This is a genomic window from Bradyrhizobium sp. BWC-3-1 (assembly GCF_032917965.1).
GTDB lineage: Bacteria > Pseudomonadota > Alphaproteobacteria > Rhizobiales > Xanthobacteraceae > Bradyrhizobium > Bradyrhizobium canariense_D.
The window spans coordinates 6,590,299-6,610,504 of record NZ_CP136625.1; the positions used below are offsets into that span (position 1 = coordinate 6,590,299).

At 60.9% G+C, this 20,206-nt stretch carries 18 protein-coding genes and 1 pseudogene; 10 read left to right on the plus strand and 9 right to left on the minus strand.

Features of this window, described 5'->3' with window-relative positions:
* Positions 1 to 93: 93 nt before the first annotated feature.
* The 5 genes from RX329_RS31800 to madL all read right to left on the minus strand — a co-directional run bounded on the left by RX329_RS31800 (position 94) and on the right by madL (position 5,223).
* Positions 94 to 1,539 carry a sigma-54 dependent transcriptional regulator gene (locus RX329_RS31800; RefSeq protein WP_085359229.1) on the minus strand — a complete coding sequence of 482 codons (1,446 nt, stop codon included), beginning with the start codon at positions 1,537 to 1,539 and terminating at the stop codon, positions 94 to 96.
* A 188-nt stretch (positions 1,540 to 1,727) separates the two neighbouring features.
* Complete coding sequence (locus RX329_RS31805; RefSeq protein ID WP_085359231.1) at positions 1,728 to 3,044, minus strand: DUF3422 family protein; 1,317 nt, start codon at positions 3,042 to 3,044, stop codon at positions 1,728 to 1,730.
* Positions 3,045 to 3,310: 266 nt separating this feature from the next.
* On the minus strand, positions 3,311 to 4,027 hold the full coding sequence (locus RX329_RS31810; protein WP_085359233.1) for a GntR family transcriptional regulator: 717 nt from the start codon (positions 4,025 to 4,027) through the stop codon (positions 3,311 to 3,313).
* Positions 4,028 to 4,792 carry a malonate transporter subunit MadM gene (madM, locus tag RX329_RS31815; RefSeq protein ID WP_085359235.1) on the minus strand — a complete coding sequence of 255 codons (765 nt, stop codon included), beginning with the start codon at positions 4,790 to 4,792 and terminating at the stop codon, positions 4,028 to 4,030.
* On the minus strand, positions 4,789 to 5,223 hold the full coding sequence (gene madL / locus RX329_RS31820; protein WP_085359237.1) for a malonate transporter subunit MadL: 435 nt from the start codon (positions 5,221 to 5,223) through the stop codon (positions 4,789 to 4,791). Before madL ends, madM begins: the two co-directional genes overlap by 4 nt.
* A gap of 193 nt (positions 5,224 to 5,416) precedes the next feature.
* Between madL and mdcA the strand changes: the two genes are divergently transcribed.
* From mdcA to RX329_RS31860, 8 genes are all read left to right on the plus strand, one after another.
* Positions 5,417 to 7,063 (plus strand): malonate decarboxylase subunit alpha, encoded by a 1,647-nt coding sequence (gene mdcA, locus RX329_RS31825; RefSeq protein ID WP_085359239.1) that lies wholly within the window; start codon positions 5,417 to 5,419, stop codon positions 7,061 to 7,063.
* 10 nt (positions 7,064 to 7,073) lie between these two features.
* Positions 7,074 to 7,391 (plus strand): malonate decarboxylase acyl carrier protein, encoded by a 318-nt coding sequence (gene mdcC / locus RX329_RS31830; RefSeq protein WP_085359241.1) that lies wholly within the window; start codon positions 7,074 to 7,076, stop codon positions 7,389 to 7,391.
* On the plus strand, positions 7,388 to 8,302 hold the full coding sequence (locus RX329_RS31835) for a biotin-independent malonate decarboxylase subunit beta (protein WP_085359243.1): 915 nt from the start codon (positions 7,388 to 7,390) through the stop codon (positions 8,300 to 8,302). Before mdcC ends, RX329_RS31835 begins: the two co-directional genes overlap by 4 nt.
* Positions 8,289 to 9,032, plus strand: coding sequence for a biotin-independent malonate decarboxylase subunit gamma (gene mdcE / locus RX329_RS31840; protein ID WP_085359245.1), 744 nt, complete (start codon positions 8,289 to 8,291; stop codon positions 9,030 to 9,032). The genes RX329_RS31835 and mdcE overlap by 14 nt, the downstream gene beginning before the upstream one ends.
* Positions 9,025 to 9,672 carry a malonate decarboxylase holo-[acyl-carrier-protein] synthase gene (gene mdcG / locus RX329_RS31845; RefSeq protein ID WP_085359247.1) on the plus strand — a complete coding sequence of 216 codons (648 nt, stop codon included), beginning with the start codon at positions 9,025 to 9,027 and terminating at the stop codon, positions 9,670 to 9,672. Before mdcE ends, mdcG begins: the two co-directional genes overlap by 8 nt.
* Positions 9,669 to 10,517 carry a triphosphoribosyl-dephospho-CoA synthase MdcB gene (gene mdcB, locus RX329_RS31850; protein ID WP_085359249.1) on the plus strand — a complete coding sequence of 283 codons (849 nt, stop codon included), beginning with the start codon at positions 9,669 to 9,671 and terminating at the stop codon, positions 10,515 to 10,517. Before mdcG ends, mdcB begins: the two co-directional genes overlap by 4 nt.
* Positions 10,517 to 11,437 carry an acyltransferase domain-containing protein gene (locus tag RX329_RS31855; RefSeq protein WP_317244808.1) on the plus strand — a complete coding sequence of 307 codons (921 nt, stop codon included), beginning with the start codon at positions 10,517 to 10,519 and terminating at the stop codon, positions 11,435 to 11,437. The genes mdcB and RX329_RS31855 overlap by 1 nt, the downstream gene beginning before the upstream one ends.
* An 832-nt stretch (positions 11,438 to 12,269) precedes the next feature.
* Positions 12,270 to 12,908 (plus strand): TetR/AcrR family transcriptional regulator, encoded by a 639-nt coding sequence (locus RX329_RS31860; RefSeq protein ID WP_007594405.1) that lies wholly within the window; start codon positions 12,270 to 12,272, stop codon positions 12,906 to 12,908.
* 649 nt (positions 12,909 to 13,557) lie between these two features.
* Here the strand turns inward: RX329_RS31860 and RX329_RS31865 are convergent.
* From RX329_RS31865 to RX329_RS31880, 4 genes are all read right to left on the minus strand, one after another.
* Positions 13,558 to 14,841 carry an MFS transporter gene (locus RX329_RS31865; RefSeq protein ID WP_085395743.1) on the minus strand — a complete coding sequence of 428 codons (1,284 nt, stop codon included), beginning with the start codon at positions 14,839 to 14,841 and terminating at the stop codon, positions 13,558 to 13,560.
* A 601-nt stretch (positions 14,842 to 15,442) separates the two neighbouring features.
* Entirely contained in the window at positions 15,443 to 16,957 is a 1,515-nt protein-coding gene (locus tag RX329_RS31870; protein ID WP_317244809.1) for a bifunctional 3-(3-hydroxy-phenyl)propionate/3-hydroxycinnamic acid hydroxylase, read from the minus strand.
* Between the two features lie 369 nt (positions 16,958 to 17,326).
* Positions 17,327 to 18,187, minus strand: a complete 861-nt coding sequence (locus tag RX329_RS31875) for an alpha/beta fold hydrolase (protein WP_085359257.1) — start codon at positions 18,185 to 18,187, stop codon at positions 17,327 to 17,329.
* A 94-nt stretch (positions 18,188 to 18,281) separates the two neighbouring features.
* Positions 18,282 to 18,740: a cupin domain-containing protein gene (locus tag RX329_RS31880; RefSeq protein WP_240543257.1), complete on the minus strand. Its 459-nt coding sequence runs from the start codon at positions 18,738 to 18,740 to the stop codon at positions 18,282 to 18,284.
* Between the two features lie 243 nt (positions 18,741 to 18,983).
* Here RX329_RS31880 and RX329_RS31885 point away from each other — a divergent pair, with 243 nt between their 5' ends.
* Both RX329_RS31885 and RX329_RS31890 read left to right on the plus strand, forming a co-directional pair.
* Positions 18,984 to 19,262, plus strand: coding sequence for a hypothetical protein (locus RX329_RS31885; protein WP_085364647.1), 279 nt, complete (start codon positions 18,984 to 18,986; stop codon positions 19,260 to 19,262).
* Between the two features lie 286 nt (positions 19,263 to 19,548).
* A pseudogene (locus tag RX329_RS31890) lies at positions 19,549 to 19,698 on the plus strand (integrase); the annotation flags it as partial.
* Positions 19,699 to 20,206 lie beyond the last annotated feature (508 nt).

Here is a 20,206-nt window from a genome sequence, read left to right on the forward strand (position 1 = left end):
TCCCGCCGGGTTTACGCGCGATTGCGGGAAGCGCACAATTCGCGCTGAGGGATCGCTGCCGATTGCATCCTTGTCGTCGGGCATCGCAAACTCTTATTTAGCCTCGTCGAGACCATATCGCTTGATCTTGTTGGCTAGGCCAACGCGCGACAGACCAAGTTCGTTCGCAGCCCGGCTTTGGTTCCAGCGATGGCGGCCCAGCGCTTCGTTCAGAACCTGCTTCTCGAGGCTTTCGACTTTATCCTTCAATGTTGTTCCCTGCGGCACAAATGCTAGCGCTGTGTTCGATCGCGGACGTGGTGGCGCTGCGAAAATGGAGGGCGACATATACTTTGTTGTCAAATACTCACCATCTTCCGCCAAGGAGACCATCCTGCGGATTTCGTTTTCAAGCTCGCGAACGTTGCCCGGAAAGTCGAACGCCGCCAGCTTTTCGAGGGTCCCAGCGGAAATCCCAAGAATTTTGCGACCCATCGCATCGGCATGTTTGGCTGCGAAAAACTCCGCAAGGGCCGGAATATCGACAGGGCGGTCACGAAGCGGGGGCACCTCGAGCTCGAAACCCTTGAGACGGAAATAGAGGTCCTGCCGATATTTTCCCGCGGCAACGAGCGCCTGCAACGGCCGATTTGATGCAGCGATGATGCGAACGTTGCAGGTCTGCGTTTTGTCGGAACCGAGTGGTTTGACCTCGCCCTCCTGAAGAAACCGTAGCAGGCTCACCTGAAAGGATGGCGACACTTCCGATATTTCGTCCAGGAAAACCGTTCCGCCGTCGCCGGCCCGAAACAAACCGAGGCGATCGGAGATGGCGCCCGTAAACGCACCGCGCTTATGGCCAAACAATTCCGAATGAAGCAACTCATCGGACATGCCGCCGCAATTCTGGACCATCAACGGACTCGTCTTACGGGTCGAATTGTAGTGAATTGCGCGAGCCAGCAATTCCTTGCCTGTGCCGGTCTCTCCTTGGATCAGAATAGGCAATTCTGTTCGCGCCGCCTTCCTCGCAAGATCGCACAGCTCACTGAGCTTTTCACTCACATAGACCAATTTTTCGAAACGCTGGCTCTCGACATGCAACGAAGCGCCATTTCGTTGATGAACTCCTACCGTATCGCCTCGAATCTTGAACTCGCGCGACAGCATGCGATGCCGGCGTGAAAGCTCCCGCGACTCCAGGCCGCGCTCGACAACCAAGCCGATTTGCTTTGCATCCAACGGTTTTCGCACAAATTGATAGATCGCCGCCGGTGAAATGGCTTGTTGGCTCAGCTCCGTTTTAGCCTCAAGGGCGAGGACACGAACGATGTCCGGATGGCTGACACGCAAGCCGACGAGGAAGGTCAAACCTTCTCCGCCTGACCCGTGTTCTGCCAGAACGAGATCTACGTGAGCGTCCGCCAAGGCGCTCGTGGCATCTTCCGCCGAGCGGACGACCAGGACGCGATAGCCATACTCTTCCGATAAAACCGCCTCGGCCGCGGACCATTGCGGTCCGCCTCGGGCGACGATGAGGACTGTTCCCTGCGTTTCCATGCAATGCATCTTAGCTAATTGAAAACCTTCTTAGCAGCAGCCAGCGGAACCTTCAATGGGCACTCAGAAGGCTTTCAGTTTTCGAAAAATGTCGCTGGAGGCGGACGATCATCAGCGAACCGAACCGCCGTATGCGCAGCACTCTCACATCCGACTACTGCCATGGTCCGGAGCGTTTCATTGAGTCGTCATCCCTCATCGCTGACATGCTTTCGCCGGATCCGCCGGACGATCGACCAAATCATGATCGTGGCAACCGGAACAAATCCCGCAATCATGTAGTTCGGTTCAATCGATACCCGTCCGCTGTCATGAGCAGCTTTGACGAAATAAGCAAATAGCCCCACGACGTAATAAGTTATGGCCGCGACAGACAAGCCCTCGACCGTTGTCTGCAGACGCAATTGCAGGCGTGTCCGGGCATTCATTGATTGCAGGAGCTCCTGGTTCTGTTGCTCGAGCTCAACATCGACACGCGTTCGCAGGAGGTCTGCAGCGCGCGAAAGTTTGACCGAGAGATTGCCTTGCCGCGCATCGAGGGTGATGCAAGTGCGCATAGCAGGTGCCATTCGGCGTGCCAGAAAGGATGACCAAGTCGGGAATCCGCTCAGCTTCCTCTCCCCGATCGTCTGCAGCCGTTGCGCAACTATCTCTTCATAAGCACGACTGGCTCCAAAGCGGAAACCGCTGGCGGCCGCCCCCGCCTCGACCTCCGCTGCCATCTCCGTTAGCTCATTCAACAGCTGCCTGTTGCTGGCAATGTCCTTCGCCCCGCGCATTTCGTCCATTACTTCGGCTAACCGCTTTTCAATAAGACCTACGGTGGGCGCGAGCCGATGAGCTTCGGGCAAGCCAAGAAGGGCGAATGTGCGGTAGGTCTCGACCTCAATAACCCGCTGAACGAGCGCTCCCGCGCGCTCTCGGTCTAGTCCTCGGTCGATAACGAGAACGCGAACAAACCCGCACGAATCAGGCTGGAAATCAGTGGCATAAACGGCCTTTCCATCCGAGTTCTCCGCCATTGCCAGACTTGCGCGATCGAACAAAAGCTGCGGTGCTGGTCGATCTTGCTGTTCAGGGAGCAGATGCAAATCGAGAGCAACTAACAGCGGACCCGGTTGGGGAACGAGCCCCATTACCGCTGCGAGCGACTCAGCTCTTGGGCTGAATGGCTCAACATCAACGTCCGATGGGATTTCCCAGGTGTAAGTCGTGAATTCTGAATGCTGTTCCCACCGCAAAGCCGTCGTGCCGAGTTGCACGCGATGGTATCTTTCCTCCAGCGACGGCAGGGTCACGCCATGTTTGCTGCAGAGCTCCGCGAGATTCACACGATCCGTTTGTGCACGTCCTTCCGACGTATCGAAAGCGAAGTGGAGGATGCGACTGGAAACGGAGATTGGCGTGAATGGACGAGCATGCAACTCGCCCAAAACCGCCGAACGCAATTCATGGGTTGACAGACTGCGCCGTTCATTATCAACGAGCAAAACGACATCATTCATTTGCAATTCCCGCGGATTTTGACAACATCGACAGTTGATTAAACGCCAGATACGGAAACTCCCGTGTACGGATGGATTTGACTACTCGGCAGTACGCCCGCGCTGGTGCCGTGCTCGGAGACCAATGGATTCGGCTCCTAGCTGGGTATCGAACGAGCCATGAGGTCCGCGAGGGTCCTGCTGAACTCACCGCCTAAGATTTGTCTTTGTGGCAGCGGACGTTTCGCCGCGCGTACCGGCTTGGTTTGCATCAACAGCTGCGATGATCAGACCTTGTCGGGCTCAGGTCCGTCTACAGGCCGCAGGCGATCATCGATGTAGCGTCGAAGCGCTGCGGCAGCGTTCAACATGTGGGCGCGCATTCTGCGCGAAGCCGTATCGCCATCCCCCTCAGCGATCGCCTGCATGATGGCATCATGCTCGTCGCGGGACTTGCGGATGCGATCGCCCTGGCGCAATTGCGTGCGGCGGAAGGCGCTGAGGCGCGCGCGGACCTCCTGCGCCTGCTCCGCCATGAACGCGTTGTGCGTTGCGCTGTAGATGCCTTCGTGGAACAGGCGGTTGAACGCATCATAGGCATCGACGTCGTTGGCCTCAACCATCGCCAGGGAGCCATCGTGAAGCTCGATCAGGTCGCTGCGCTCGAGCGGGGTCATGCGATAGGTGGCGAGCCTGACGCACATGGCTTCCACCTCTGCGCTCGTCTCGAACATGTCCATGATGCGTTCGGGCGTCATCCGTGCCACGACAAGCCCGCGACGGCCCCGCACCTCGACGAGCCCGCTGACGACGAGTTGCCGGAGCGCCTCCCGCACCGGAGTGCGGGAAGCCCCAAAGCGATCGGCAAGCTGCTGCTCTTCCAGCGCTGAACCGGCAACGAGCGCACCGGATGCAATCTCGTCGGTGAGCGCGTTCCGGATGCGATCGGAGAGCAGTCCGCCATCCTCTTCCGCTTCGGCCGCGACCTTGAACAAACCCGCCATTCACTCTCCTACGATCGCACGTACCGCAAAATAGAGGATTGACGGCGCGACCAGGCAACCCAATCCGGTGTGAAATGTTGCCGTCAACGCACCATAAGGCACCAGACGCCGATCGGTCGCCGCAAGCCCTCCGGAAACACCGCTGACCGTCCCCATCAAGCCGCCAAACACCATTGCGCTTCGCGGATTGTTCAGACCGATCATCTTCGCCACAAAGGGGGTACCGATCATGACGATCACTGCCTTGAATACACCGGTCGCAATCGAGAGCGCAATGACCGGTGACGATGCTCCGATCGCGGCTCCGGTGACCGGCCCCACGATATAGGTCACCGCGCCGGCACCAATCGTCGTCATCGACACCGCATCGGTATAGCCAAATGCGGCGGCAACGAACACGCCGAGAATGAAGGGAACGACCGTTCCCAGTCCAAGCGCGATCGCTCCGATCGCGCCGGCCTTGCGCGCATGAACGACATCGACCTCGAAGGCCGTGGCGACGATGGCGAAATCCCGCAGCATCGCTCCTCCCATCAAGCCGATCCCGGTCAGTGCCGGCAGGTCGGCCACACCCTTTTCGCCACCGGTGGCAAGCCCCCCAAAAAAGGCCAGCGCAAGGCCGAGCATGATCGCGATTGCGGAGGCGTGGATCCGCCCGAAGGTGAGGTATTTCGAGATCGCTCCCGATATCCACATCAGGATCCCCACAGCCGCGAAAGCGGTGATCAGCGCATTGGCGGTGAGTACGTGAGACATCATGTTCATCCGATCCTCCCGGACTTGAAGTGGGGCACGTTGGCCTCAGTCAACTCTCGCGCTTCGATCTCGTCGATGGTCTCTACACGGCCGCTCAGGCGGCCGATCAGGGCTACCATCGCGAAACACACCGCGACTGCGCCGATTCCCGCGACGACGACGACCGGGCCGCCTTTGACCGCAGCGACCACGTTTTGCTGCGCGGCCATGGCGACTACGATCGGGATATAGAAGCTGCCCCAGAACTCGACGCCGGTTTTGAGCCCGTGACTGAGCTGGCCATGTCTGAGCAGCCAGAGCCGGCCCGCGATCAGGAACATCATCGCGATGCCGACGCCGCCGACATTGGCCTTTACGCCGAGGGCGGCGCCAAGCAGGTCCCCCAGCAGGCCGCCGAGCAGTGTGCAGATTGCGAGCAGTGCAACGCCGGAAATGGTCACGGGCGCCTCCCCTCGGCGAGCGAGGATCCAACCCCCCAATACGGACGCCATGCATGCAATCGCATCGCAAATTCCCTCCTGTGTATGCGAATATCTATCGCTTACGTAACAGTGCATACGCCAATTGACATAGGAAGGCAATACGCATACATTACGATCGTTCGAAACGAACTGCGCATGCCAGGGAGCGGAGATGAAGGATTGCGGTATGCAAAAGGTCGCTTTGGGCGAGCGCCTCGCGGCGGGCCGACGCTACGCCGAGGGGAAGGTCGTTCCTTTCTCGAGCCTGCCAGCTTTTCTCAAAACCGTGGTCAGGTCAGGCGACCGGGTGTGCCTCGAGGGCGACAATCAGAAGCAGGCCGACATCCTCGCCTCGGCGCTGGCAAACCTCGACCCTGCCGAGGTTCATGACCTGCACATGGTCCAGTCCGGTGTGGTGCTGCCCGCGCATCTCGACATCTTCGAGAAGGGCATCGCGCGCCGGCTCGACTTCTCCTATTCCGGCCCGCAGGCGGCGCGCATCGCGAAGATGCTGTTCGGCCGCAAGATCGAGCTCGGTGCCGTCCATACCTACCTGGAGCTGTTCGCCCGCTATTTCATCGATCTCACGCCGAACGTTGCGCTGATCGCCGCGGTGAGCGCCGACAAGGACGGCAACCTCTATACCGGACCGAATACCGAAGACACGCCGACTGTCGTGGAAGCGACGAGCTATAAGAACGGCCTCGTCGTGGCGCAGGTCACCGAGATCGTCGACAAGGTGCCCCGCGTCGACATTCCCGGCGACCTCGTGCATTTCGTGGTCGAAGCCGGGCGCCCGTTCTATGTCGAACCGCTCTTCACCCGCGATCCCGCCGCCATCACCGAGACCCAAATCCTGACGGCGATGCTGGCCATCAAGGGCATCTACGCCCCCTATGGCGTGCGCCGACTCAATCACGGTATCGGCTTCAACACCGCCGCAATCGAGCTGCTGCTCCCGACCTATGGCGAGAAACTCGGTCTCAAGGGCAAGATCTGCACCCACTTCGCGCTCAATCCGCACCCAACGCTGATTCCGGCGATCGAAGCCGGCTGGGTCGAGCAGATCCATTGCTTCGGATCGGAAGTCGGCATGGAGGACTATGTCGCCGCGCGATCGGATATCTTCTTCACGGGGCCTGACGGGTCGCTGCGATCCAATCGCGCCTTCTGCCAGACTGCCGGCCTCTATGCTTGCGACATGTTCATCGGGTCGACGCTGCAGATCGATCTCGAGGGCCACAGCTCGACGGTCACGACCAGCCGCATCGCCGGTTTCGGCGGCGCGCCCAACATGGGATCCGATCCACGGGGCCGCCGCCACCCGAGCGAACCCTGGCTCAAGGCCGGCGCCGAGGCTGCGCCCGATGCCGATGCAGCGCTGCGCCGCGGCCGCAAGCTGGTGGTGCAGATCGGCGAGACCTTTGGCGAGCGCAACGCCCCGTTGTTCGTCGAGCGGCTGGACGCACTCGAGCTGGCGCGCGAGCTCAAGCTCGATCTCGCGCCAGTGATGGTCTATTCCGACGACGTGACCCACATCGTAACCGAGGAAGGTATCGCCAACCTCCTGATGTGCCGCACCAAGGACGAGCGCGAGCAGGCGATACGCGGAGTTGCCGGATACACCAGCATCGGCCGGGCCCGCGATCCGAAAGTTATCGAGCAGCTCAGGCAGCGTCGTGTGATTCAGCGCCCCGAAGATCTCGGCATAGATCCGCTCGACGCCGAACGGAATCTGCTGGCGGCCCGCTCGATCAAGGATCTCATGCTGGCCTCTGGCGGCCTCTACCGTCCGCCCAGCCGCTTCCGCAATTGGTGAGGAGTTTTGCATGGAAAAGCTCAGCTTCAGGCTGTCTTCCCCGAATAGCGCCAGCGGCACTCGCTCGCAGGCGATCGTCGGCGTCGTCGCGTCCGGCAATCTCGAGGTCCTGCTGGAACGGACCTCTCCCGCCGATGTCTGCACCATCGAGATCGCTACGGCCGCCCATGGCTTCGGCATGGTGTGGGATGCCGTGGTCCGCGACTTCGTCGCCCGCCGGTCTGCCGGTGGCTTGCGCATTTCCATCAATGACGGCGGAGCCCGGCCCGACACTGTCGCGCTGCGGCTCGCACAGGGCGTCCGCAAGATCGAGGAGCCGGAACGATGACAGCCGCCACAGCCAACAATGTTTCGCTGAGCTGGTATGAGGCGAGCGCCCGGCAGCGCATCGACGCTCTCGTGGATGCCGGCAGCTTTCGTGAACTGATCGGCCCCGAATTGAGGGAGACGAGTCCGCATCTTTCGATCTTCGATCTACCCGAGCAGTTCGACGACGGCATTGTGATCGGGCGCGGCCGGGTGGACGGTTCGTCCGTGCTCGTTGCCGCACAGGAAGGACGCTTCATGGGCGGCGCGTTCGGTGAAGTTCATGGCGCGAAACTCACCGGACTGCTGCGCGCGGCGTGCACGCTGCAGCAGGACGTTCTGGTCCTGTTCGACACCGGCGGCGTGCGGCTCCAGGAGGCCAATGCCGGCGAGCTCGCGATTGCCGAGATCATGCGCGCAATCGTCGAGGCACGCCGCGCGGGCATCAGCGTAATCGGGCTGATCGGTGGACGCGCTGGATGCTACGGCGGCGGCAGCCTGATCGCTGGCACGTGCTCGCGCTTGATCGTGTCGGAGCAGGGGCGGATCAGCGTCAGCGGCCCCGAGGTTATTGAGACCAACAGGGGGATCGAGGAGTTCGACTCGCGCGACCGCGCGCTGGTCTGGCGCACGATGGGCGGCAAGCATCGCTACCTGATCGGCGGCGCCGACATGTACGTCGACGACGAGGCGTCGGCATTCCGTCTGGCTGCAATCGACGCGCTCGAGTTCAAGCGACGGTGGGACCTAGCTGTTCTCAAGGCGGAGCAGAAGCGCCTCGAGCGGCGGCTACAGCGTTTCGGCGACGCTGAGGATGCCGTCGATATCTGGCAGGCACTTGGCCTCGACGAGCCGACAAATATCCCCGCGCTTCCAACGGACGCGTTCCTTCGCGCGGCAGGCAACAGGGAGAACGCCGATGACGCTCGATGACATCCTGGCTGGCCTCTTCTCGAACGGCAGCAAGATCGAGGTGATCGGCGCGATGATCGCCGGAAAGGGCACAATGGCCGATGGAAAGCCGATCCATGTGCTCGGCATCACTCAAGGTCAGAACCTTGGCGTGGACGAAGCGATCGTGCTCGCAGGGCATGTGATCGAGATCATCGGGTCGCATGACCGGGCCCCGATCCTGGTCTTGGTGGATTCCGCCAGCCAGCGCATGAGCCGGCGCGAGGAGCTGCTCGGCCTCAGCGAGTACCTGTCGCATCTCGCCAAGTCCCTGCTGATGGCGGAGGCAGAAGGTCACCGGACCGTCGGCCTGCTCTACGGCGGCAGCGCGGCCGGCGCATTCATCGCGACGGCGCTGGCTGCCGGCACGCTGGTGGCGCTTCCCGGCGCGCATCCCGCCGTGATGGATCTGCCGTCAATGGCGCGGGTCACCAAGCTTCCCATCGAGGTTCTGAAGGCCAAGGCGGAAGCGACGCCGGTATTCGCTCCCGGGCTCGACAACATGGTTCGCACCGGCGGCATTCACGTCGTCTGGGACGAAACTGCGCCTTTGGCGCCGCAGCTTGCGGCCGTGCTGGAACTGCCTCTCGGACAGGATGATCGCGACCAGCTCGGCACCGAACGAGGTGGACGGCGGAAGGCCGCCGAGATCGCCGACCGGGTGGTTGCAATGGCGGCGACGAGCTCATTTCGGGAGCTGCGCCATGGCTGATTTTTTTGAACGCCACACGATGGTGAAGACGTCCGCGGCCGCCTGGGCCGCTGTGATGGCACGGCACCCGGAGTTGGCCGAGCGTGTGATCGTCGAAGGCTGGGCTCGCGCCGGCCGTCCGCTCATCGTGCGGCGGCCAGGCTGTAGCGATCCCGCGGGAACGATTCCGCTCGGCCTGCCGCTGCCGCCATCTCACGGCAAGCGGCGCATCGCGGTCGCGCTCGATCCCGGCGAGATCATCGAACAGAAGCGGCCTCCCTTGCTGGCCGACGCGGCCGCGTCCGCCCCGTCGGCGTGGCAGGACACGATCGACCGCCTTCTGGGCCTTTATCCGGAGACCCGGACGTTCGGCAGCTTGGCTTGGCAACATCTCACCGGCCTGCCCTATCTTTCAGATCAGTCGGACCTCGACCTGCTGTGGCCCGCACTGGCACCCGAGCAGGCCAGCACCCTGCCCTTCGAGATCGCCGGCATTGCGCACCTGGCGCCGATGCGGTTGGACGGAGAGATCATCTGTGCCGCAGGCGGTGTGCAATGGCGTGAACTGACAGGCGCGAACGCGGACGAAGTTCTCGTGAAGCGGCACAGCGGTGTCCACAGCATGACTAGAGCCGCTTTTCTCGCAGGCAGGACGCCATGACTATTTCGCTGAGATGGCAATCACGGGCGGGTCGCGAGCTCCATGCGGAGCAGATCGGTGATCTCGCATCGCTTTGCCTCAAGCTCGAAGTAGCAACACATCCGAAGCCGGGGCTCGTCAGCCAGATCGACAACGGCGCACACAGCGACATGGACGCCGAGCTGCTGTGCCGCAGTGCCGATACCCTCACTGCCTTTTTCCGTGAGTTGGCGGTCGCGGGCGCCGAGGGCGCCGGCATGAGCCGGTTGCGCGCGATCGGGGTCGCGGCCGAGCGCGCCATGCTCGCGGCTACAGCAGGAGTGAACACGCATCGCGGCGCAATCTTCGGGCTGGGCCTGCTGTGCGCCGCCGCTGGTTTTCGCAGCGCGCTCGGCCTTCGCAAGTCACTCGGCGATGTGGTGTCGCAACGCTGGGGCGACGACATCCTGTCCGGCCCGATATCGCTGCGCAGCCATGGCGCCGTGGCCGCCCGGCGCTACGGCGCCGGCGGTGCCAGGGCGGAAGCGGCCGATGGCTTTCCGTCGGTCTATGACATCGCACTGCCCGCGTTGCGCGCGGCACGGACGCGCGCACCTGATGATGAGGAAGCGGTGCGCATTCAGACATGTATGACGCTCATCGCCAATGTTGCCGACACCAACTTGCTCCATCGGGGCGGACCCGAGGGATTGCGCTTTGCGCAAGCCAGCGCATCGGCATTTCTCGCCGCCGGAGGCGTCGGGTTTGCGGAGTGGCGCGCGCGCGCCGTCGATATTCATCACGCGTTCGTGGCGCGCAATCTCAGCCCGGGCGGCTCGGCGGATCTGCTCGCCATGGCGCTGTTCGTCGAGCGGCTGGAGCGCTGATGCTGGCACTGCTCTGCGGCGGACAAGGTACGCTTTCGGACAAGGTCTTCGATCTGGTCGCCCATCAAGCTGCCGCGGAGCCGGTCTTTGCTGCGGCAACCGCCTGTCTCGGCGAGGATCCCCGGAAGCTGGTCAGGACGCAAGGCAGCGACGAACTGTCCGCCAATCATGTCAGCCAGATCCTGACCGTCACATCGGCGCTGGCGATCCACGGCTGCATTGCCGACCTGCTGACCGGGCAAACTGCCGTCACGGGTTACAGCGTCGGCGAGATGGCAGCCTGGAGCATTGCCGGAATATGGACGGCCGAAGAAGCCTTGCGGTTGACGGATGTCCGTGCGCAGCTGATGGACCGTGTGGCCGGACCGGGCGGTCGCCTCGGCTATGTACGCGGCCTCGATCAGGCCGCGCTCCAACCTCTGCTCGAAGCATACCGCTGCAAGATCGCGATCCGGAATCCGGATCGTCTTGTCGTGATCGGGGGCTCTGAGCAGGACGTGATCGATCTCTGCCAGGAGGCAGTTCGACGGGGCGCCGTGCGCAGCGGTCTTCTCGCAGTGAAGATCGCTTCCCACACCTCACGACTCGCGAGAGCCTGCAAACCCTTGCAAGAGTCGCTCGACGCCAGCAGGTACGCCCCGATTGCAAGCGGGCGAATCCTGCTCGCGGGAGGCGACGGTGAGCGCATCTTGTCGGCAAGCGATGCGACAGTGAAGCTTGCCTGCCAAGTCGCACAGTTCATTGACTGGGAAGCGACTCTGGAAGCCCTCGCAGAGCTGGGAACCACCCGGGTGCTGGACCTCGGTCCGGGACATGCGCTCGCCGAAATGATGCAGGCCTTTCGTCCGGAATTGCGCTGCTACGCGGCCGATGGATTTCGCACCATAGAGGGCCTGCGCCACTGGGTTGCCTCCGAATAGCTTTCCACCCACTACGCGTTCCAGGCTATCGAACAATTCCTCGAGCCTGTGGAACGGCGAATCCCGCATCGGACCGTGTAGGCGACGCGATCGCCATCGCGTTGCAGCGGCCGTCCTCTGGATTTCCGCAAGCGTCGGGCCACGAACGTCGGGCGCCTCCTTCAGGCCCGATGTCCAGGCGGATGAGGCCTCTACGCTTGCACTCCAGCCTTAGCGCGCCACAGCGAAGAAGTCGCGGGGCAATTGCCCGATGCCGCGGCGGGTGTCCTCCTCCGTACAGCAGCCGTCTGATTGTCCTGACCGGCAAGAGTGCCAGCGGCTTGCCAAATCCCGGGAGAGCTGACGTCCGCAAGCTCAAAAGTCTGGTTCCGGATCATGGGCTCCATGCCGAATCCGCCGCACTTGTATTATCAAGGCGATTTCTTCCGGAGCTGGCCGCTCTCCAAACGATCCGATATCCATTCGTACGCTAACACCATTGGCCGAGAAGTAACGTGGTTGGCGAGGAGACCAGGCTTCCATTCCGGATTCCTCGGCGGCTCCGCTAAATCGGTTAGAGCATCCGGGTCGGTCGCTATGGGGAACTGCCGATCTGTCGCCGCCATCGTGCGCGGCATCGGCCAGCACCAACGCTATTACCCAAATGCGAGCAGATATACGCGCCTTGCTTTAATACGGATCGTATCGTATTGACACGTTGAAATAATATTGGATCCGGGCCCCTCGAAGCTACGGAGACCAACTGGCTCCCTTTTGCTTCAACCGCTAAGAACCTTCAATGGCATTAATCCAAGCGAAACGCGCCTACAGGAGAGCTGTTACTGAAGCAGTGATGAATTCTCAAGGATCCGACGCTCCTGATCCGAGGCCGGCCGGACGACCGCGCGATCTCGCCTCGCGGCGATCGATCCTGTCGGCGACGATGAGCCTGCTCCAAACCATGTCGGTCACAGACCTTGCGATCGAAACGGTTGCGCGGGAGGCGCGCGTTTCGAAGGCGACGATTTATCGATGGTGGGACGGCAAGGCCGCACTCGTGATCGACGCGTTCATGGAATCCCATTTCAGCAACACGCCCATGCCGACCGCAGTCGATCCGCGGACTGCCCTCAAACGACATCTCACCTCACTCGTGCAATATTTCAGTGGGCGCGCCGGGAAGCTGGTCGTGCAGATCCTGAGCGAAGGCCACAACAACGATGCACTTCTCGCCGACTTTAACGAACGATTCTCCAAGAACCGGCGGCGCCTCGTGCAGGAGACTTTTCAGCGAGGACAGCGGGAGGGCTTGTTCAGGCTCGATGTCGATGCGGCATGGGCAGTCGAGATGCTGTATTCGCCGATCTACCGCCGACTGATCTTTGGCCAGCCGCTCGACGATGAGTTCGTCGGGCTGCTCTGCAAGAGCGTGGATTCCCTATTCTCAACTGACACGAAACCAAAGGCGCCGCAGCCGGGGCCCAAGAAGTAGCGTCTCGCCATCGGCCACGACGCGCGACACGCACGCGGTGGGTGGAACGCGGGCTATGCTTCGAGGATCGGGGCGCGGCTGATACGCTTGCGAAATAGCGGATTGACGGAGGAAGCCATGCGGCAGGCTGTGCTCCCGCCGGATCAGGTGAGAACGACATTGGCTCCGCGGTGCTCTCGATCGGACGCCCGGCATTCCCGCAAACCCTGCTCAACACATCGCCGGGGTTGGTCACTGTATGGTCTTTTCCTTCCGACGGGTTGTCCGCGCTGTGTTCTTGATGTCGACAACATCTCCTCTCGATAGTGTCGCGCGATTCCGGCTCGACCGGCTTCCACCTGCGTGGGAGGCTCGAACTTGTGATGCTTGCACACTGCAAGCGTGTGCACTGGATCGCGAGTCGCGCACAGCAACACATCATTCAAATCGTGGTAACTTCTTCAGTCCCTCCTGGCCGAACTCGACACCGATGCGGACTGCTTGACCGCCGAACGGTGCGTTTGGCGTGGCGCACGATGAAAACCTTGTCATTACCGTCAATCGCGTCGTGTCTGATAGGGGAGTCCCGACCAACGCCACCGTTTGGCGAAGTCTTGGATCGAGATCAAGCCAAAGCCGATCTTGCATCTTCGGCGCGCCCCTACGGAAGCTAGTGTTCGGGCCGCGCAACCGTGTGAACGGCAGCGTCAATCTTCGATCCTGCCGCCGTTCTCTCGCCTGCAAAGTTGGCCAGCCCCTCTCGAAAGACCGACAAGCGTCCAATGAGGCTGAGAATGGAAGCACTCAGCATGCTGCAAGCCGCCAGAGCGAACCAGGGGAGATAGTTGCCTGCCGCGTCGTATGCGAGGCCAGCCACCAGCGGCCCCACGCTGCCGCCGATCGACACGGCAAGCATGATGCCGCCGAAGAGCGAGCTGAAATGCTTCGACGGAAAGCGCCGACCGATCAGGTAGAAGGCCAGATCGAGTTCAGATCCAATCGTGAAGCCCACCGCCAAGGCTCCCGGCAAGATCAACTCGGAGTTGCCTGACGCCAGCATGACCACACCACACGCGGACAGTCCGAAGATCGTCGCCGCGAGCAAGTTCGCCTCCAGGCGGTCCAGCAAAAACCCGGTGATCAGCCGCCCGACAATGACGGCGAAGCCCATAAGTCCGGCCAACTGTGCTGCTTCGGCCGCCGACAGGCCACGATCTGTCAGCATAGGAACGAGGTGAACGATCGTTCCGAATATCCCTATCGAGGCCAACAGGAAAACCAGCGCCAACAACATGAAGCGCTTGTTGGCGTACAACCGCCATTTCCATTGCGTGGCACCGGCCTCGGCAGGATCACGCGCGGACTGGTTCTTCAGGAGCCAAGCCACGATCGGGATTGCCGCAAGGACGAGCCCGGATAAGCCGATGTAGGCGCCGCGCCACGTGTAGGCAGTCAGCAGCTTGTTGACCAGCGATGGAAACAGCAGAGCGCCAAGACCGGGCCCGCAATAGACGATCCCATAGGCGAGGCCCAAATGTCTCGGAAAATTGGCGAGCACGAAGCGCCCGTACGAGACCGGGGTGGTCGCGTTGCCAAGGATAGCGAGAAAGAACGTGAGAACCAGGAAACTCAGCAATCCCGTTGTTGCGATTCCGAGCAAGAGAAATGACAGCGCCAATCCACCCGCGGACACAAGCGCCATTCGGTAAGCGCCGAACCTGTCGACCAATTGACCAGAAAGGGGGCTGATGATGCCGATCGTCAGCATCGGGATCAAAACACCAAGGGACGCCATCCCGCGGCTCCAGCCGAACTCGGTTGCGAGCGGCTTCAGGAACAGCCCCGAACTGTAGAAGAAGATTGATGTAACCCCAGTCGTCATCCCGAGCAGACAGCCGAGAATGACGTCACGACCGCGCCACAGCTCACCGTGCAAACCACTTTGAGTGTCCATCCCGGATCCCCCAGCTTTCCTGCCCTATGTGATTTTATTACAGTACGGATCGTTTCATATCTAAGAGGTCCGGTCAACGGGTTCGTGGGCTGATGAGACCGCGACGGACAATGACGCAGCCCAGTTGTGTGGCGCGTCTAAGCACGGGGACAGAAATTGCACTGCGCTATCATGCCGGCATCGAACTGTCCGCATGTTCTGCGCCCTGACGGCTCGCGGAACTTGGAACGTCGAAAGATGAGCACGATCTGCCGTTCGACGCTGTCCACCAAGTCGCAGGCTTCTATGTGGCATGCGACCGATATCGGATCGCGGTGCGCGACGTTTGCAATAGCGTCCGATCGTCGATGCGTTCTGGTCAGCCCTGCGATTCCAGATCGTTTCCCAGCTTCAACGGCTCACGGCGAAAGGCGAAGTGATGTAGCCGCGACACCTCATCGTTGGTAAAGGCGATTTGGTGGGCAATACCTTGAGTAAGAATTAGCCTTCTCACGACCGGGCAGATACAACGTGTCCGTTGTCTAGTCGGTAATTACGAGGCCGATAGCGCCGGCGTGAAAGTCACGGCTGGCGGTGGTAGCGAGAGCTCGTCTCTCCTGCTTCAGTCGACGAGTCCCAACTGGCCGTCCAGACGCTTGAGGTTGTGTGTCAGATCGTTTTCGTCCTGCACCGTGGCATAGACATAGCGATCGGGACGCACGACCACCGCTGCCGTATCGTTGGCTGCGGCCCATCTGGCAAAAATGTCGCCAGCTTCGACTAGCGCAACGACACCATCCGGCACTGATCCTGCGGACGATTGAATGACAATCCGTTGCCCCCCAATGCGACGCCAGGCATCCGCATGAGGTTCCATCCAGGTCTGAGCCGCCGGATTTGCCGTCACATACAGAAAAGCCATCGGGCAAATGTCATCCATCAACCGGGTGCGGCCGCTGCTGACGACCTCCGGCTGAACCATGAGGCTTCCCGACAATTGATCGTTGGTGAGAATGCCATTCGTCAGATCGGGAATGAAGGCCTGGCGCGTCGTCGTCATCCGCCCTTCGCGCAGTTCCGCGAGTAGTATCCGGTCTCGCTCGCGTGCGCGTGCCTCGTCCATTTCGCCGATGATGAGGCCAAACTCCTTGGCGTGTTGGATGACCTTTGCGACATGCGGCTTCCGCTCGGTCTCGTAAGTTGACAGCAGGATATCGGACCCGCCGTGACGCTGCGCGAGAACGAGCTTCCATGCGAGATTGAAGGCGTCACGCAAACCCGCGCAGAGACCCTGGCCAAGGAAAGGCGGCATCTGATGGACGGCGTCACCGGCCAGGAACACGCGTCGGCTCGCCCAGCGATCTCCAACCCGTGCCGCAAAGCGGTAGGTTGCGCTGCGCCAGATGTCGAAGCAGCGGATGTCGACATAATTGGCCATCACGGCGCGCACCCGCGCCGGATCGTCGAACTCCGCCGGGCTCTCCTGCGCCAGCAACTTGATCTCCCATCGCCGCAGATTGCCGGGACCGACGACATAGGTCGCTGGGCGCGACGGCCAGCAGTATTGCGTGGTCTTGCGCGGCAGCTCGGTATCGCAAAGCTGCCAAGCGTCGATGACGATCCACCATTCGTCAAATCGGTAGTCTTCGAGATTGAAACCGAGACGCTTGCGGATCTCGCTGTTTGCCCCGTCGCAGCCGACCAGAAACGTGGCCGTCGCGGTCTCGCTGGCGCCGGTCGCATTGTCGGCAATTGTTACAACGACACGGGCACTATCTTCGGCGAAGCCTGTAACCGTGCAGCCGAGTTTCATCGTGACGTTCGCCCGCAGGCTGAGCGCACGACGGAGCATCTTTTCGAGCTCCGGCTGGACGAAGGTCGAAGTCGACGGCCAGCCGAGCGCATACGGCGGCGGGGCCGGATCGAACAGCTTGATGATCTCACCATCGACCCCGAGGAAGTCTGTTCCAGGATGCGACCGCGTGCTGGGGAAGAGGGTGTGGGCGACGCCGCAATATTGCAGCGTGCGCATCGCTTCCCAGTCCAGAACAATGGCGCGCGGGGTCGGGTATACCTCCGGAAACCGTTCTACGACGCAGACGCTCAGACCCTGCGCGGCAAGGAGGTTTGACAGCACGCCGCCCGTCGGTCCACACCCTGAAACAAGGACGTCAAAATGCTGCAAATGATCTCCAATGCGCCTCCTAGCGGCGACGATCAATAGATGCGGTTTACGATCACCCGCTTGCTAATCATTTCTTTGGCACATCCGGCGAGGGGCCACTTCCCGCAAGAACCATATCAGTAGCGTCCATCCCAACATACCCAACCGAGGGATGCGGAAATCGCTGCCGTAAGGCCGCCTTCGCCAGGGTAGCTGGATGCGGCACGCCTTAACAAAGCAGCGGCATTCGAAAAGGAGCTTGGAGATTCGGCCCCTATCGTCCTCGACATCAGTCACGCTTAGTCAGGCCCATCACGTCGTCCGGCAAGCCAGCCCAACACTCTAGATCACACCGGTGTCCGACAAGAATCTCGTTATAGCCTTTGCTGTACCAGCAGGGTTTTCAAATTGAAGAGCGTAGTGCCCCTCGACGTCCACCACTTGGGCGTTTCGCCAAAAGCGTGCGATTTCATCAGCTTGCTCGCGTGAGAGCGCAGCACCGAGACTCGCCCGCATGATCAAGACGGGACATTCGACCCGTGCTGCGTAAGGACGCAGATTATAGCTGAGGTGGGCAAGCCCCTGCGCCACGCGTATCTTGTCATACCGCGGGATCAATCGACCGTCCCCGATATGCACATAGTTGTGTTCAATGCGATGATGGAGCGCAGCATCTGGATCGTGAGTGAAAGGCTTTCTCGGCCTCATGAAAGCATAGGCCTCTTCCTTCGACTTGAACTCATCAGGATGACTTATCGTGCTGCAGGCACCCTCGAGGACACTCTGCGCACTCTCGCGTGTACCATAGAAGTTGCTGAGATGAGGACCGGCGATCAACGCAAGGGCTGACACGCGCTGCGGATACCGGGCCGCGAAAACTTGGGCAACGCGCCCGCCGAGGGAGTGGCCGACAAGGATCGCACGATCAATCCCCAGTTTCTGCATGAAGATTGCAAGATCTTCCGTGTATTCTTGCGCCGAATAGTCGCCGGCGGCCTTGTCCGTGCGGCCATGCCCTCGCTGGTCGGGAGCGTGGACGTGGAACCGATCCCCCATAGCATCGGCCATGAACTCGAACATCCGACCATAGCCAAGGGAGGGATGCAGAAATATCAGGTTTGGACCCTGCCCCGCCCATTCGTGGTAGTGCACCGCAAGTCCATTCGAAAGCTTGACGGTATCTTGCCTGAAGTGACGCCGCATTCAAAAATCCTCCCAGATCACTGCCTCGTCAGCCCCGGAGCGGACGGCATCGGCTCTCCCGAGCTTGCGCCTGCCGGCACGACGAGCCGCGCCCTCATCTGCTGTCGTCATCCGGAAGCGCAAGAAGCACAAAGGCCATGCGGCATGGTTTGCTCGAGCGGTTCGACCAGCTGTGGCTGGTTGCGCGTTGGATCAGGACATCACCGGCGCGCATCAGCGTCTCGCCTTTGTCCATCATGGCGTAGATCTCGCCCTCAAGCACGATCGCATAGTCCAGAGAGAGCGTTTTGTGAAACCAGAAGTGTCGACCAGGCCGATCTCCGACAACGTGGTTTTCGGCGAGGAATTCGGCGAGCTTTGTAGTGTCGATCTCTTGATCGGGCGGGAAGTCGGCGATCCTCAGCAGCGACCCACCTTCGGAGTGAAATCCAAAGATGTGGTCGGCAGGCGCCGGATCATCTCCGGGCGCGGCCGCAGCGCCTGTGGCCCATGGAACCTGTGCCGCTGACGCAAACTTCGTGATTGTGACATTGGGCGTGGGCCCGTCCGACACGATCAAGGAGCGCCCCTCGCTATCTTCGCCGGTGACGATCCGTCGGACCGGCTTGTATTTGGTTGCGGCAAGGAGCGTCGATTGCTCGTCTCTCAAATCGCTCATCTACATCTGACCTTCTAATCTCTCTCGCCAATTTAGATACAGTACGTTTCGTTTTGTCAAGACGACGTAAGAAAAGACCCCGGCTGCGCAGGAGGGATCCCGGCGTCAGAACAGGATGATAACCTCGCGTGGCTTTTGTTGTCCGAGATCGGACTGATCTACAAGCGCAGGCAGCCCGAAACCAATAACCGCAGTTTTCGCGAGGTCGCGCGGCTGGCAATCGTCGAAGGAGAGATTATCCAGAAGCGCTCGCCGTTGCTTGATGGCAATTTGGCCGCAGATATCGCGAATACATCAACCCTCAAGCTGCTGATTACGGTCATCGATTGCTTCCTCACGCGCGTCATCTGCACGTGCCGCCTCTTTCATCTCTTCGATCACCAAGACTACGTCACGGGCTGCGTCTTGGTGCAATAGACGCCTTCCGAACGGCGGGGCGACGGACGAGATCGCGGTAACTTTCATCAAGTGCGTGGTGGTGCTGGCCGCAGGACGTTGCGAACAGCGTCCCATAAGCAGATCCCGATTTCTCCATCGAGAAATGTTGAAAGGACAGCGGAGGACGTCGGCAAAGCAACAGACTCGTCCGTGAAGCGTCCTTTCTACCGAGTTGACTCCGCCCCACGCTGAGGCGGCAGGTTTTTGGAGATGCGTTTTTGTAACTTCCACTTTGCATGCACTGGCCAAAGAGAATAACGGTCAGGTCGCCAAACTGCACAACACCTCGGTCAAAATGATCGAGCGGCACTACGCGAAGTACATCGCGGCCGCCCTGGAAGACCTCGCGAGGGTGGCGGTCCTGCCCCTGGTGCCGCGGAGTGGTGGAAACGTGTTGATGGGAAAACGAGCGTAGGTGACCTACGGATCTTACGGCCTCTTCTCGCGATTGATCGCCTGAGATCTAGAGCCGGTTTGCGTCTACACAAGTAGGTGCCCGTCATCAGCGGGCACGAGAGTTCGTCTACCGGTCATTCAACAATGTGGTGCCATGCCTGATTTCCGAAGAACGCGCGGCGGCTATAGTAACGGCTCGATCAGCCCGCAGCCTTCACCAGATAGACACCACGTTTGAGGAGGCTCGCCTTGACGCTCCGTAACGATGACCACTCTCTGTTCTGCGCTCATGCTTTACTTCTGCCCGTTCGTGCCCCCGAATCGAACGGCGTCGAGTACCTTTTTTTGACCGGTGAACTCCGGCACGGCGGGACGGAACTGGATGACCCGCGTCGACCGGAGTCGACTGCGGACGGTAATCCAGAGGTGTTAGAGAACGGACCCTCAGAGGTGATATCTTTTCCTCTTTGCCTTGTTAGCGTGAGGGGGGCGGCGCGACCTGCGGCTGCGTCATGACCGATTTGAGC

Excerpts from the sequence above, each read along its gene's own strand:
- RX329_RS31800 (WP_085359229.1), bottom strand. The coding sequence starts at position 1,539 with ATGGAAACGCAGGGAACAGTCCTCATCGTCGCCCGAGGCGGACCGCAA.
- RX329_RS31805 (WP_085359231.1), bottom strand. The coding sequence starts at position 3,044 with ATGAATGATGTCGTTTTGCTCGTTGATAATGAACGGCGCAGTCTGTCA.
- RX329_RS31810 (WP_085359233.1), bottom strand. The coding sequence starts at position 4,027 with ATGGCGGGTTTGTTCAAGGTCGCGGCCGAAGCGGAAGAGGATGGCGGA.
- madM (WP_085359235.1), bottom strand. The coding sequence starts at position 4,792 with ATGAACATGATGTCTCACGTACTCACCGCCAATGCGCTGATCACCGCT.
- mdcA (WP_085359239.1), top strand. The coding sequence starts at position 5,417 with ATGAAGGATTGCGGTATGCAAAAGGTCGCTTTGGGCGAGCGCCTCGCG.
- mdcC (WP_085359241.1), top strand. The coding sequence starts at position 7,074 with ATGGAAAAGCTCAGCTTCAGGCTGTCTTCCCCGAATAGCGCCAGCGGC.
- RX329_RS31835 (WP_085359243.1), top strand. The coding sequence starts at position 7,388 with ATGACAGCCGCCACAGCCAACAATGTTTCGCTGAGCTGGTATGAGGCG.
- mdcE (WP_085359245.1), top strand. The coding sequence starts at position 8,289 with ATGACGCTCGATGACATCCTGGCTGGCCTCTTCTCGAACGGCAGCAAG.
- mdcG (WP_085359247.1), top strand. The coding sequence starts at position 9,025 with ATGGCTGATTTTTTTGAACGCCACACGATGGTGAAGACGTCCGCGGCC.
- mdcB (WP_085359249.1), top strand. The coding sequence starts at position 9,669 with ATGACTATTTCGCTGAGATGGCAATCACGGGCGGGTCGCGAGCTCCAT.
- RX329_RS31855 (WP_317244808.1), top strand. The coding sequence starts at position 10,517 with ATGCTGGCACTGCTCTGCGGCGGACAAGGTACGCTTTCGGACAAGGTC.
- RX329_RS31860 (WP_007594405.1), top strand. The coding sequence starts at position 12,270 with ATGAATTCTCAAGGATCCGACGCTCCTGATCCGAGGCCGGCCGGACGA.
- RX329_RS31865 (WP_085395743.1), bottom strand. The coding sequence starts at position 14,841 with ATGGACACTCAAAGTGGTTTGCACGGTGAGCTGTGGCGCGGTCGTGAC.
- RX329_RS31875 (WP_085359257.1), bottom strand. The coding sequence starts at position 18,187 with ATGCGGCGTCACTTCAGGCAAGATACCGTCAAGCTTTCGAATGGACTT.